The 12,782-nt window shown below is 71.7% G+C and carries 13 protein-coding genes and 1 pseudogene; 6 read left to right on the top strand and 8 right to left on the bottom strand.

What is annotated here, in order from left to right; translation table 11 throughout:
- Positions 1-20 precede the first annotated feature (20 nt).
- The 5 genes and pseudogenes from ABC766_RS30620 to ABC766_RS30600 all read left to right on the top strand — a co-directional run bounded on the left by ABC766_RS30620 (position 21) and on the right by ABC766_RS30600 (position 5,089).
- Positions 21-1,196, top strand: coding sequence for an MFS transporter (locus ABC766_RS30620; RefSeq protein WP_345820281.1), 1,176 nt, complete (start codon positions 21-23; stop codon positions 1,194-1,196).
- Positions 1,197-1,244: 48 nt separating this feature from the next.
- On the top strand, positions 1,245-2,399 hold the full coding sequence (locus tag ABC766_RS30615; protein ID WP_043355836.1) for an ABC transporter permease: 1,155 nt from the start codon (positions 1,245-1,247) through the stop codon (positions 2,397-2,399).
- A gap of 10 nt (positions 2,400-2,409) precedes the next feature.
- Positions 2,410-3,196, top strand: a pseudogene (locus ABC766_RS30610) (ABC transporter ATP-binding protein).
- Between the two features lie 107 nt (positions 3,197-3,303).
- The gene (locus ABC766_RS30605) at positions 3,304-4,386 is read left to right on the top strand and encodes an MlaD family protein (protein WP_043355838.1); all 1,083 of its coding nucleotides are present in this window, start codon (positions 3,304-3,306) and stop codon (positions 4,384-4,386) included.
- A 121-nt stretch (positions 4,387-4,507) separates the two neighbouring features.
- A complete protein-coding gene (locus ABC766_RS30600; protein ID WP_043382003.1) occupies positions 4,508-5,089 on the top strand; it encodes an ABC-type transport auxiliary lipoprotein family protein in 582 nt (193 codons plus the stop codon).
- Between the two features lie 7 nt (positions 5,090-5,096).
- Here ABC766_RS30600 and ABC766_RS30595 read toward each other — a convergent pair whose 3' ends face one another.
- The 3 genes from ABC766_RS30595 to thiE all read right to left on the bottom strand — a co-directional run bounded on the left by ABC766_RS30595 (position 5,097) and on the right by thiE (position 7,370).
- Positions 5,097-5,723, bottom strand: a complete 627-nt coding sequence (locus tag ABC766_RS30595) for a helix-turn-helix domain-containing protein (protein WP_043355842.1) — start codon at positions 5,721-5,723, stop codon at positions 5,097-5,099.
- Positions 5,724-5,847: 124 nt separating this feature from the next.
- Complete coding sequence (gene thiD / locus ABC766_RS30590) at positions 5,848-6,663, bottom strand: bifunctional hydroxymethylpyrimidine kinase/phosphomethylpyrimidine kinase (protein ID WP_345820280.1); 816 nt, start codon at positions 6,661-6,663, stop codon at positions 5,848-5,850.
- Positions 6,660-7,370: a thiamine phosphate synthase gene (gene thiE, locus ABC766_RS30585; RefSeq protein ID WP_287091154.1), complete on the bottom strand. Its 711-nt coding sequence runs from the start codon at positions 7,368-7,370 to the stop codon at positions 6,660-6,662. Before thiE ends, thiD begins: the two co-directional genes overlap by 4 nt.
- Before the next feature lie 199 nt (positions 7,371-7,569).
- Here thiE and ABC766_RS30580 point away from each other — a divergent pair, with 199 nt between their 5' ends.
- On the top strand, positions 7,570-8,565 hold the full coding sequence (locus ABC766_RS30580) for an NUDIX hydrolase (RefSeq protein WP_043757173.1): 996 nt from the start codon (positions 7,570-7,572) through the stop codon (positions 8,563-8,565).
- A 421-nt stretch (positions 8,566-8,986) separates the two neighbouring features.
- Here ABC766_RS30580 and ABC766_RS30575 read toward each other — a convergent pair whose 3' ends face one another.
- From ABC766_RS30575 to ABC766_RS30555, 5 genes are all read right to left on the bottom strand, one after another.
- Positions 8,987-9,268 (bottom strand): DUF333 domain-containing protein, encoded by a 282-nt coding sequence (locus tag ABC766_RS30575; RefSeq protein WP_345820279.1) that lies wholly within the window; start codon positions 9,266-9,268, stop codon positions 8,987-8,989.
- Positions 9,269-9,282: 14 nt separating this feature from the next.
- The gene (gene panB, locus ABC766_RS30570) at positions 9,283-10,101 is read right to left on the bottom strand and encodes a 3-methyl-2-oxobutanoate hydroxymethyltransferase (protein ID WP_043355852.1); all 819 of its coding nucleotides are present in this window, start codon (positions 10,099-10,101) and stop codon (positions 9,283-9,285) included.
- Positions 10,102-10,281: 180 nt separating this feature from the next.
- A complete protein-coding gene (locus ABC766_RS30565) occupies positions 10,282-10,878 on the bottom strand; it encodes a rhodanese-like domain-containing protein (RefSeq protein ID WP_075380157.1) in 597 nt (198 codons plus the stop codon).
- A gap of 2 nt (positions 10,879-10,880) precedes the next feature.
- Complete coding sequence (locus tag ABC766_RS30560) at positions 10,881-11,720, bottom strand: quinoprotein dehydrogenase-associated SoxYZ-like carrier (RefSeq protein WP_051045068.1); 840 nt, start codon at positions 11,718-11,720, stop codon at positions 10,881-10,883.
- Between the two features lie 42 nt (positions 11,721-11,762).
- Positions 11,763-12,731, bottom strand: a complete 969-nt coding sequence (locus ABC766_RS30555) for a quinoprotein relay system zinc metallohydrolase 2 (RefSeq protein ID WP_345820278.1) — start codon at positions 12,729-12,731, stop codon at positions 11,763-11,765.
- Positions 12,732-12,782: the final 51 nt, after the last annotated feature.

Raw genomic sequence — 12,782 nt, 5'->3', positions numbered from 1 at the left:
CCCTCCCGTCGAGACCCGCCTTGCCCCGCCCGTCCGGCCCGGCGCGCCTGTCGCTGCTCTACGCCGTGGTGTTCACCGAGATCGGCATCGCGATGCCGTTCATGCCCCTGTGGCTCGACGCCCTGGGCCTCGATGCAAGGGTGATCGGCCTCCTACTCGCGCTGCCGATCGCCACGCGGATCGCCGCCACGGCCCCGCTCATGAGCCTGCTCGACCGGGGCCTGGGCCCGCGCCGGCTGATCCTGCTCGGCAGCCTCGCGCTCAGCCTGACCTACGCGCTGATGCCGGCCGCGGCCGGGATCGCCTGGCCGTGGCTCGCCGCGCTCATCGTGCTCAACGCGGTCGCCGGCGCGCCCCTCGTGCCCTGCATCGACTACCTGACGCTCGCGGCCGTGCGCGGGGATTCCCGCCTCGCCTATTCGCGGATCCGGATGGCGGGCTCCATCGCGTTCCTGCTGGCGAACCTCGCGGGCGGGGTCCTGCTCTCGGTGCTCGGCGGGCGGCTCGCCGTGCCGCTGCTGCTGACCGGCCTCGCCCTCGGCGCGGCGCTGGTGGCGTGGCGCAGCCGCGCGGTGGCGGCCCTGCCGCCGTCCGCGGCGGGAGCCGGCCGGCCGCGGCTGCCGCTGAAGCTGTGGCTGTGCATCGGCGCGGCGGCCGCGATCCAGGCGAGCCACGGGGCGATCTACGGGTTCGGCAGCATCTACTGGACCAGTCAGGGGATCCCGGCGGCCTGGGTCGGCTCGCTCTGGGCGACCGGGGTGCTCGCCGAGATCGCCCTGTTCGCCGCCCTGCCCGCCCTGCCCGCCGCCTGGCGCAGCCCGGTGCGGCTCCTCGGCGCCGGGGCCGTCGCGGCGATCCTGCGGGCGGTCGGCATGTTCCTCCTCGGCGACCATCTCGCCGCGCTGGTGCCGCTGCAATGCCTCCACGGCCTGACCTTCGGGGCGACGCAGCTCGGCGCCATGGCGGCGGTCTCGGCCTACGCCCCGGACGGCGCCCGGGGCCGGGCGCAGGGCACGCTCAGCGCGGTCAATGCCGGGATCTCGGTGGTCGCGACCCTGGGCAGCGGCGTCGCCTACCGGGCCGGCGGCCCCCTCGCCTTCCTGCTCATGGCGCCGCTCGCCGCCGCGGGCCTGGGGCTCGCCCTGGCCTCACGCCGCGCTTCAGGGGTGAGGTTGGAGACGGATCGTCAACCGTAATGTCGTCATAACCGCCGGGCAGGGTGGTGCCTCGATCGAGGAGTATGGGTGTTGCTGAGCGAGGGCACTGTTCCCGGCGCCTTGGCCGGCGCCGCGCTGCGGGACCGGACGGCCGACGGCCGTCTGACGCTCGACGGCCGCTGGACCGCCGACCAGGGCCCGGCCGTCGAGGCCGCGGCCGCGGGCATCGCGGCGGCCGGCCGCGCCGGGCCGGTGGCGGTCGACCTGTCGGCCATCGAGCGCCTCGACACCCTCGGCGCCTGGGTTCTGGAGCGGACCCGCGCCGAGATCGAGCAGGCGGGGGGCGCCCTCACCTATCTCAACGCACGGCCGGAGCACCGCACCCTTCTGGGGGAGGTTCGCCTGCGCGAGCCGGACGCGCCGCCGCCCCGGCGGCACGGCCCGGTCGTCGGCCTGCTCGATGCCACCGGGCGCCAGACGGTGCAGGGCGGCCATGAATTCGTCACCGCCCTCGCCTTCCTCGGCGAGCTGATCGCCGCCTGCGGACGCGTCGCCCTGCGGCCCGGGACGTTCCGCGGCAACGCCCTGATCAACCAGATCCAGCAGGTGGCGCTCAACGGCACGCCGATCATCGTGCTGATCTCGTTCCTGGTGGGTGGCATCGTCGCCCAGCAGGGGATCTTCCAGCTCCAGCGCTTCGGCGCCCAGACTTTCGTGGTCAACCTGATCGGCCTGCTGATCCTGCGCGAGATGGGCGTGCTGCTCACCTCGATCATGGTCGCCGGCCGCTCCGGCTCGGCGATCACCGCCGAGATCGGCTCCATGCGCATGCGCGAGGAGGTGGACGCGCTCCGGGTCATGGGCCTCGACCCGGTCGAGATCCTGATCGTGCCCCGGGTGCTCGCCCTGATGATCGGCCTGCCGATGCTGACGCTGATCGGCGACCTCGCGGCGCTCGCCGGCGGCGGCCTCACCGCGATGCTCTACGGCGGCCTGACCCTCGACCAGTTCCTGGTCCGGCTCCAGGCGGCGGTGGGCGTCCACCACGTCATGGTCGGCCTGATCAAGGCGCCGTTCATGGCGCTGACCATCGGGGTGATCGCCACGATCGAGGGTTTCGCGGTCGAAGGCTCGGCGGAATCGCTCGGCCGCCACGTCACCGCGTCGGTGGTGAAGTCCATCTTCATGGTCATCGTCCTCGATGGCCTGTTCGCGGTGTTCTTCGCCGCGATCGACTTCTGAGGCCGACCCGATGACCGCCCCCGCCCCGATCATCCGCGTGCGCGACCTCGTGGTCGGATTCCGCGACCGCAACATCCTGAAAGGTCTGAGCCTCGACATCCGCGCCGGTGAGATCCTCGGCTTCGTCGGGCCCTCGGGCCAGGGCAAGTCGGTGCTCACCCGGACGATCCTCGGCCTCAACCCCAAGCGGGCCGGCACGATCGAGGTGTTCGGCCGGGACGTCGACGAGCTCACTTACGCGGAGCGGCGCCGGATGGAGCAGCGCTGGGGCGTGCTGTTCCAGCAGGGGGCCCTGTTCTCGGCGCTGACCGTCAAGCAGAACATCCAGGTGCCGATGCGCGAGCACCTGAACCTGTCCGAACGCCTCCTCGACGAGTTCGCCCGGCTCAAGATCGAGATGGTCGGCCTCAAGCCCGACGCCGCCGACAAGCTGCCCTCGGAGCTGTCGGGCGGCATGATCAAGCGCGCGGCGCTCGCCCGCTCCCTGGCCCTCGACCCCGAGATCCTGTTCCTCGACGAGCCGACCTCGGGCCTCGACCCGATCGGCGCCGGCGAGTTCGACGACCCTCGTCTCGACCCTCAAGGAAACGCTGGGCCTGACCGTCTTCATGGTCACCCACGACCTCGACAGCCTCTACACCGCCTGCGACCGCATCGCGGCGCTCGGCGACGGCCAGATCATCGCCGCCGGCACGATCGACGAGATGCTGGCGAGCGACCATCCCTGGCTGCGCTCCTACTTCCACGGCAAGCGCGCCCGGACCATCGCGACGGGCGGCGCCTCGGCTCATGCCTGACCCGATGCCTGATCACCGTCCCACCCAGATCCCGCCCTGCTCCCCTCCGGGTGCCGGGGCCACAGGCCCGGCCGCATCCCCGCCGGCCAGAACCGCAGGTTGAGCGCATGGAAACCCGCGCGAACTACGCCCTCATCGGGGCCTTCACCATCGCCGTCATCCTGGCGGGCTTCGGCACCGTGCTGTGGCTCTCCGGCGGCTCGTCGCGGCAGGTCAGCCAGATCGTCCGCATCGTCTTCTCCGGCTCGGTCGGGGGGCTCTCGCGCGGATCGAGCGTGAACTTCAACGGCATCAAGGTCGGCGAGGTCACCGATATCCGCCTCGCTCCGCAGGATCCCCGCCGGGTGCTCGCCACGATCAAGGTCGATCCCGCGACCCCGCTCCGGGCCGACACCCGCGCCCGCCTCGACTCGGCGATGCTCACCGGCGTCTCGGTGATCTCCCTGTCGGGCGGCAACGCCGACGCGCCGGTGCTGACCCCGATGGCCAACGGCGAGCCGCCGACCATCTTCGCCGATTCCTCCGACATGCAGGACATGATGGCGCTGGCCCGTCAGGTGGCGCAGCGGGCCGACGACATGCTCGCCCGCCTGGACAGGCTCGTCTCCGCCAACGAGGGGGCGATCAACCGGTCGCTGTCCAATGTCGAGACCTTCTCCAAGACGCTCGCCGATGCCGGCCCCAACATCTCCGCCCTGGTCAAGGCGGTGGACGGCGCGAAGCTCGGTCGGGTGATCGACAATGCCGACCGCTTCTCGGCGGCCCTGTCCAAGGCCAGCCCCGACATCGAGGCGGGCCTGCACGACGCCCGGCTGCTCGCCGGCAAGCTCAGCGCCTCGGCCGACAAGATCGACGCGGTGCTCAACGGCGCCGAGAGCTTCCTGGGCTCGGCCTCCGGCCAGGAGGGCTCCAGCACCTTCGCGGAGATCCGCGCGGCGGCGATCTCGGTGCGCGACGCCGGCAAGGCGTTCCGGACCATGTCGGAGAACCTCGACAAGCGCACCGCCAGCATCGCGACCAGTTTCGGACGGCTCAGCGGCACCGGCCGCCGGGAGGTGGAGGCCCTGTCGGGGGACGGGCAGCGGACCCTGAGCACCCTCAACCGCACGGTGCGCAGCCTGGAGCGCGACCCGAGCCAGGTGATCTTCGGCGGCAAGCCATCGTTGCCCGAATACAACGGTGGGCGCTGAAAGCGCGCGGGGCCGGACGGATGTGTCCCGGCGCACGGCACGGATGCCGCAGCGGATTAGTTTTAACCGCATAGCTTTTACAGCTCCGCTGCTCGCCGGCGGAGTTTCTCAGGTCATGTGTATGGTCCGCTCGTCCCACATCCTCGCCGCCGCGCTGTTCGCCGCCCTCCTGGGCGGCTGCGGCGGCGGTGTGGCGCCCCTCACCTTCGACCTCGCGGCGCTGCCCCCCGCGGGCCGGCCGATCGCGGCCGGCCGTTCGATCGTGGTGTCGGAGCCGGTGGGGATCCAGCCCTTCGAGGCCGACCGGATCATCGTGCGCGAGAACGGCGGGGCGCTGTCCTTCCTGGGCGGCGGCCAATGGGCCGACCGGCTGCCGCGCCTGATCCAGACGCGGCTCATCCAGAGCCTGGAGAATTCCGGCCGGCTCCGCTCGGTGAGTCGCCCCGGCGACAAGGTCGTGGCCGACTACCAGCTGATCAGCGAGATCCGCGCCTTCGATGTCCAGGCCGCGACCGGCGAGGCGGTGGTCGACCTGTCACTGAAGCTCGTGGCCGACGGCACCGGCAAGGTCGCCGCCGCGCGGATCTTCACGGCCCGGGTCCCGGTGTCCAAGATCGATGCCGGAAACGGCGCCCGCGCCCTCGATCAGGCGCTGGTGACCGTGCTCGCCGACGTGGTGCGGTGGGTGAACAGCGGGCGGTGAAACCGCCTCACTCCATCACGGCGGCCTTCATGATCACCACCATGGTGGCCCGGGCCGGGCCGTCCGTGCAGCGGATGAGGTGGGGCCGGTCGCAGCGGTAGCGCAGGGTCTCGCCGGCCCGCGCGCGCTGCACGCTGCCGCCGATCTCGACCTCGAACGCGCCCTCGGCGACCGACAGCGATTCCACCGAGCCGCGCTGGTGCGGGTCCGAGTCGAGGACGCCGCCGAGATCCGCCGTGACCTCGTACCATTGCAGCCACTCGATCGTCTTGAGCCAGCCGATGATCGCGAGCCGCACCTTCCCGTCCTCGGAGACGAGGATCGGCGTGTCGGCCCGGGAGGTCTTCTCGATGAAGGGCTCCTCGTCGCCCGCCGCCAGCACCCGCTCGATGGACACGTCCAGCGCCTGCGACAGGCGCCAGATGGTCGCGAGGGTCGGATTGGTCTCGTTGCGTTCGATCTGGCTGATGATCGATTTGGCCACGCCGGACTGCTCGGCGAGTTCCGAGAGCGACAGGTTGTAGGCCTTGCGCAGCCGCTGGATGGTCTTGCCGAGCTGCCCGGAGAGCGCCTGCGCGCCGGTCAGCAGGTCGCGCCCGCGCCCCCGGTCGGGCCGTTCCGCCTGATCCTGCATCGTCACCGGTCCGCCTGTACCGTTCCGTTATCCGAACGATCGTGCGCTTCTTCAAACGCAATCGCCGCCCGGTTGCAAGGCGGCGGGCGGCAGGGGCGCGGGAAAGTGCCGGCTCGGGCGTGGCCTACGACCAGAGGGCGTGGAAGTGGTGGACCGGCCCGTGGCCCGTCCCGACCGCGAGCTGGTCGGCGGCGGCGAGGGCGGCCGTGAGGTAAGCCTTGGCGGCCGCCACCGCCTCAGGCAGATCCAGGCCCTGGGCGAGTCCCGCCGCCACCGCGGCCGAGAGCGTGCAGCCGGTGCCGTGGGTGTTGGCCGTCGCGATTCGCGGCGCCGAGAGGGTCCGCAGGGTGCCGTCCGCCGTGACGAGGTGGTCGATGCTCTCGCGCCCCACGCCGTGGCCGCCCTTGATCAGCACCGCCCGGGCGCCCAGCCCCACGAGCCGCCGGGCCTGGGCCACGATCGTCGCCGCGTCCGTGGCGACGGCCTCGCCGAGGAGCACCGCCGCCTCCGGCAGGTTGGGGGTGATCAGATCGGCCCGCGGCAGCAGCCGCTCGCGGAGCGTCGCCACGGCCGCGTCCGCGATCAGCCGGTCGCCGCTCGTGGCGACCATCACGGGATCGAGGACGACCGGGATCGCCCCGGCGTGGCGCGCCAGCCCCTCGGCCACGGCGGCGATCACCGCCACCTGCGACAGCATGCCGATCTTCACGGCCTTCACGCCGAGGTCGGAGAACACGCTGTCGATCTGCCGGGTGACGAAGTCCGGCGGCACGTCGTGGATGCCCTGGACCCCCGTCGTATTCTGCGCGGTCAGCGCCGTGATCACGCTGGCCCCGTAGACGCCGAGCGCCGAGAAGGTCTTGAGATCCGCTTGGATGCCGGCGCCCCCGCCGGAATCCGAGCCCGCGATCGTCACCGCGATGGGCGCGGGGTCGCTCATCGCGAGGCCGCCCGCTCCGCCAGGGCGGCGTCGATCCGCGCGCGCAGGTCGCGGGCGCGCTGGCGCACCGAGTCCGCGCCGAACAGGGCGGTGATCACCGCGACGCCGTCCGCCCCCGCGGCGATCACCGCGGCGGCGTTGTCCAGGCCGATCCCCGCGATGGCGCCGAGCGGCAGGTCCGCCCCGCGGGCGAGGCGGGCGCGGAAGGCGATGCTGGCAAAGCCGTCGAGGCCCACGGGCGGGTCGGGATTGTCCTTGCTGGTGGTGGCGAACACGCCGCCGATGCAGGCGTAGTCGACGGGAAGCCGGTACAGCTCGTCCGCCTGGGCGGCCTTCTTGAGGGTGAGACCGATGATCGCGCCCTCCCCCAGGAGGCGGCGGGCATCCGCCGGATGGAGGTCGCTCTGGCCGAGATGCACCCCGTCCGCGCCTGCGGCGAGGGCGAGGTCGACGCGGTCGTTGACGAGGACCGGGACCCGGCCGCCCACGGCTTCCAGGATCGCCCGGAGCCGCCCCAGGGCGGCGCGGGCATCGGCGATGTCCTTCTCGCGGTACTGGAGCAGGGTGCAGCCCCCGGCCACCGCTTCGGCGCCGAGTTCAGCCAGCCGCGCCCCGTCGGCGCCGCAGACGCCGACGTCGAGGAGGCCGTAGAGTCGCAGGTCGACCGCCCGTCTCCCGGTCGATGCGGCGCTGGCGCTGGCTGGCATCGCTGTCGCTGTATCCTCGTTCCGGCAGAACCGCCCCGGCGGCGTCCGCGCCGGTCCCTCCCTGTTTGGGCAGGCATCGGCGCGTTGGCAAGCGCATGGGGCCGCTCCGTCCGACAGCGGCGTTGACGCGCGGCGATCCTGTCCCCCTATAGGTGGGATCCGCTCCGGCGCGTCCCGGGGGAGAGGCGGTCGAGGAACGATGAAGGGTGCCGCGGCGCAGACGGATGCGCGTGGGGCGCAGGCCTCGCCGGAGCGCTCCTCCGTAGGCCTCGTCGCGGTGATCGTCGCCGCGACCAAGGGGGAGCCGCGCGCCCTGACGATCCGCGTGCCCGACCAGGCACCGGGCCGGGGCGACGGCCTGCCGGCCGGCCCGCTGGTCCCCGAGCACGCGACCCTGGAACGGGGCCTGCGCGCCTGGGTGGAGCGGCAGACGCACCAGCGTCTGGGCTACGTGGAGCAGCTCTACACCTTCGGCGACCGGGACCGCTCCGGCACGGCGAACCTGTCCGGCGTGCATTCGCTCTCGGTGGCCTATCTGGCGCTCGTTCGCGAGGAGCGGCCGGCCGGCTTGGCCGAGGCCGCGTGGCAGAACTGGTACCGCTACCTGCCCTACGAGGATTTCCGCCAGGGGCGCCCCCGCCAGCTCGACGCCATCGAGGCGCGGCTCGCCGCCTGGGCGTCCGAGCCCGAGGATTGCGCTACCCGGACCCGCCGCCTGGACCGCCTCGGCCTGACCTTCGGCATGAACGGCGGCACGTGGAACGAAGAGCGTGTCCTGGAGCGCTACGAGTTGCTGTTCGAGGCCGGTCTGATCCCGGAGGCGAAGGGCAATCCCGGTCCGGCCCTCCCGAACGACCCGACTGGCGTGCCCATGGCCTTCGACCACCGGCGGGTGCTCGCCACCGCGATCGGCCGGCTCCGGGGCAAGATCAAGTATCGCCCGGTGGTGTTCGAGCTGATGCCGCCGGAATTCACCCTGCTCCAGCTCCAGCGCACCGTGGAGGCCCTGTCGGGGACGCAGCTGCACAAGCAGAATTTCCGCCGTCTCGTGGCGCAGCAGGGACTGGTGGAGGAGACCGAGAGCGTCACCAGCGGCGCCGCCGGCCGGCCGGCGCGGCTCGTGCGCTTCCGCCGGGAGGTGCTGCTGGAGCGGCCCGCCCCGGGGTTGCGGCTGCCGTCGCGGCGGGTGGGCTGACGAACGGGATCGATCTTTCCGTCGCGCCAGGATGCCGAGGCCCAGGTCGGCGTTGCGCCGTAGGTCCCCCAGGCCTTCAGCCTGTCCTGGCCGGCCCGGCCGTGGAAGACGCGGTCGGCGAAGCTGTCGGTGCGCCCCTCCGGCAGGCCGGACGGGACGGCGTTCGTCAGGACGAGGGTGTGGAAACCGGCCTCCGGATGGAGCGACACGAGGATCTGCGCGCCGGTGCTGAAGGCGCCGGCATGGCTCCAGGCGAGGCCGTGGCGGCCTTACGCGCTGGTCCAGCGTTGGTCGCCCCGTGTCGGATTCTCACCGTAGGTGTGGTCGTCGGCCGGTACAGACCGCGCCCGCGCCGGCCGTCACGGCACCCTCGAACGGGCGCGGCGCGTTCGGGTTTCGCATGCGCCCGCGCGTGGCCGGGCTATCGGAACGGGTTGTCGTCGGCCGGGGGCTTCACGCCATGGAGCATCCGGTAGAGCGTCCATTCCTCGACGATCTTGTTGCCCGGCAGGGAGCAGAGCCCGATCGCGCCCCCATCCGGCAGCTTCGCGATGATCGACCGTCCCCCCATCGTTGCGCAGAAGGCGGAGGCCGGGTTTTCCAGCGCCTGCGCCGGTCCCGGTCGGGCGATGGCGGCGCACAGCGCGAAGGCGATGACGAGCTTCTCGGCGCGACCGCCCGACGGCAGGATCGGAGGGGACATCGGCCGCCCCTGCCCTACCCGTAGGTGTGGTCGTCGGCCGGGAACCGCCCGGCCCGGACCTCCTCCGCGTAGGCTTTCACGGCCTCCTCGATATGGTTGCGCAGGCTGCCGAACTGGCGCACGAATTTCGGCGTCCGCTCGGACAGGCCGAGCATGTCCTCCAGCACGAGGATCTGGCCGTCGCAGACCGCGGAGGCGCCGATGCCGATCGTGGCGGCCGTCACCCGGGGCGAGGTCGCGATGGCGCGAGCCACCGGCTCGACGATGCCCTCCAGCACGATCGCGAAGGCGCCGGCCTCGGAGATGGCGCGGGCATCCTCCAGGAGGCGGCGCTCGTCGTCGGGCCCCCGGCCCTGGACCTTGAAGCCGCCCATCGTGTTCACAGCCTGCGGGGTGAGGCCGATATGCCCCATCACCGGTACGCCGCGCTGGACCAGGAACGCCACCGTCTCGGCGAAATGGGCTCCGCCCTCCATCTTGATCGCGCCCGCGCCCGTCTCTTTCAGCACCCGGGACGCGTTGAGGAACGCCTGTTCCCGGCTGGCCTCGTAGGAGCCGAACGGCATGTCGACCACGACGAGCGCCTTCTCGGTGCCGCGGATCACCGCCTGGGCCTGGAGGATCATCATCTCCAGGGTCACGGGGATCGTCGATTCCATCCCGTGCATGACCATGCCGAGGGAATCGCCCACGAGGATGAAGTCGCAATAGGGATCGACGATGCCGGCCGTGTGGGCGTGGTAGGCGGTCAGCGCGGTGATCTTGCGCCCCTCGGCCTTGCGCTTGCCGATATCGATCGCCCGGAGCCGTCGGGACTGCACGACCTGCGACATGATTCAGATCCCTTCCGGCACCGAGGGCAAGCGCCGGTCCCCTCTCCCGTGCGGGAGTGGGACAAGGTGAGGGGGTGACTCGTCCGGAAAGACCTGTTCCCTCACCCCAACCCTCTCCCGCTCGGGAGAGGGGGCGCGTCCCGTTTCATGCGTCCCTCTTACACCGCCCAGCGCCGCGGGTCAGCGCCCCGCCTGTGGCTCGGCGCCTGCCTTCCAGGCCGGATCGACCTGCAGGTTCGCGGTCTCGTGCGTCTCCTGCCAGCCCTCGACGCCCTGGGGGAACCAGCGCACGCCGGTATAGCCCTTCAGGATGAGGCGCTTGGCGGCGTTCCAGCTGCCCCAGCACTCCACGTGGCAGAACACCACCACCGGGCGGGCCTTGTCGCCGCCCGTCAACGCGGCGACCCGTTCGTAGAACAGCGCCTCGCGCGCGGGCGCCAGGGGCTCGGCGCCGGCCTCCGGCATCCAGACGGCCCCCGGAATCGAGGGATGCACCGGAAGCCACAACCGTCCCTCCGGGAAGTTCGACGGTTTGCGGTCCGGGGCCGCCACGTCGATCAGCACCGGCTTGTCGGGGCCCGCCATCAGGGCCGCGACGGCGTCGGCATCGACCACCGTCGCCCCTTTCAGGGTCTGTGGCGTGTAGCCCTTCGGCGGGCCAGCATAGAGCCCCTCCGGCTCGGGGACGTTGACCGGCGAATCGGCCGGCGCGGCGGCGAGGCAGAGGAGCGCGGCACAGGCCGCCGCGGCCCGGCCGGTCAGGAGGAGGCGCCGCATGGTCAGTTCGTCGGGCCCGGCGGGGTGAAGCTGTGCTGCCAGCGCCCGCCCTGGTTGTCGGAAGCCGCCACCTGGATCGGCTTGCCGTCCGGCTTGAAGGCGAAGTTGATCACCGGGTTCGAGGCGATGGAGATGTCGCCCGTCATGGTGAAGACCGTCCGGTCGCCCGCCGAGACGGTGAGCTTGTCGATGTAGCGCGCCGGCGTGTAGTCGCGGGTCACCTGGTTCATCTGCATGCCCGAGAAATTCGGGTGGCGGATCATCAGCGTCGCCTCCACGGGCTTGCCGGGCTGGGTCTCGGCGAACTTCATGCGCATGTCGCCCATGCCCTTCATGGCCTCCTCGTCGCTCATGCCCATCGGGGCCGAACAGCCGCCGGACGCCTTCACGAACTGCTTGGCCTCGTAGAGCTTGCCGTCCTGCGTCTCCACCACAGCGTGCATGTCGGTGTAGTTGTTGACCCGAACGCGCAGCTTCAACTCGGCCGGGTCGGCGGCCGGTCCGAACTCGAACTTGGCCGCGTAGGGCGCCGGGTTGTCGTCGATGATCAGCGAGACCGCCTTGATCTGCCCGTCGTTGGGCATGGTCAGGGTGATCGGCACCAGGGCGGCGTCGAGCGCCCGGGCGGGGGCGTCGATCTTCACGAGGCTGTCGGTCTGGGCGATCTGGCGGTCGCCGAAGATCGACTTGGCGATCTCCTGCCAGCGGGCCGCCCGCTCCTGATCGGTATCGGAGGCGCCCGCCGCCTGCGCAGCGTGGACGAGGGGGCCGGACAGGGCGGTCGCCGCCAGGGCGGCGCCGAGGGCGAGGGTGGAGAGGGTCTTTCCGATCCGGTGGGTCATGGCGTGCCTCCCGTTGTCATCCGATATGGGGATCCGAAAATCCTATTCCCACTCGAGTTCCTGATAGGCCACGGTGACGTTGCGGCCGTTGTAGGTCTCGAACAGCGCCCACTTGTCCCGCTGGTCCGCGGCGACGCGCGTCACCGCCTTCTCGATGGGGACGTCCTTGGCGATCGCAGCCCGGGTCCCGTCGCGGAGAGCGGTCAGGTAGCCGGTAAGGTCGGACAGCGCCGGGGCGAGATCCACCGCGACGGGGCCGTGGCCCGGCACCGCGCGAGAGGCGCCCATGGCCTTCAGGCGCTCGATCTCGCTCAGCCACCCTTTGAGGCTGCCGTCGAGGGACGGGATCCGGTTCACGAACAGCAGGTCGGCGGGGAACAGCAGGCCGCTGCCGGAATCGATCATCGACAGGTCCGAGGTGGTGTGCGCCGGCCCGTGCGCCGTGAAGGTCAGGCGGCGGTCGCCGAGGTCGATCTCGGCCGTCTCGGCCACGCTCATCGTCGGGTAGACCACCGGCCCGGTCCGGTCCTCGCCCAGGAGATCGATCAGGCGCTTGCGGTAGAACTCGCCCCGGGCCGAGAGCGCTTCGGTGAGCTTGGCGTGGCCGATGAAGACCGGCTTGTCCTGGACGAACGCCCCCGCGCCGAAGACGTGGTCGGGATGGACATGGGTCAGCACGACGTGGGTGATCGGCTTCTGCGTGCGCTTGACGATCTCGGCGCGCAGCCACTGGCCGTCCGCGAGGCTGCCGCCGGATTCCGTCACCAGCACGCCGCTCTTGCCGACGAGGAAGCCGATATTGGCGATGGCGTCCGCATTGTCGGAGGTTGCGTCGGCGATCAGGCCCTTGCGCACGAACACGCCCGGGCCGACCTCCTCCATCGTGAAGCTCTCGGCGGCGCGGCCCAGCGTCGGCAGGCAGCACAGGCAGAGCCCCGCGAAGAGCGCGTGCCGCCGCGTCAGCCCGGCGCCGGCGGCGAACGTCCTCGGATGGACGGCGGGTGCCGTCATGCCGAAACCTCCCGATCTTGATTGTCTACCATTAAGTAGGTAGATTGCTCC

This window comes from Methylobacterium fujisawaense, from assembly GCF_039619325.1.
Lineage (GTDB): Bacteria > Pseudomonadota > Alphaproteobacteria > Rhizobiales > Beijerinckiaceae > Methylobacterium > Methylobacterium fujisawaense.
Note: the sequence above shows the minus strand (reverse complement) of the source record. Positions and strands in the feature narration are given on the sequence as shown.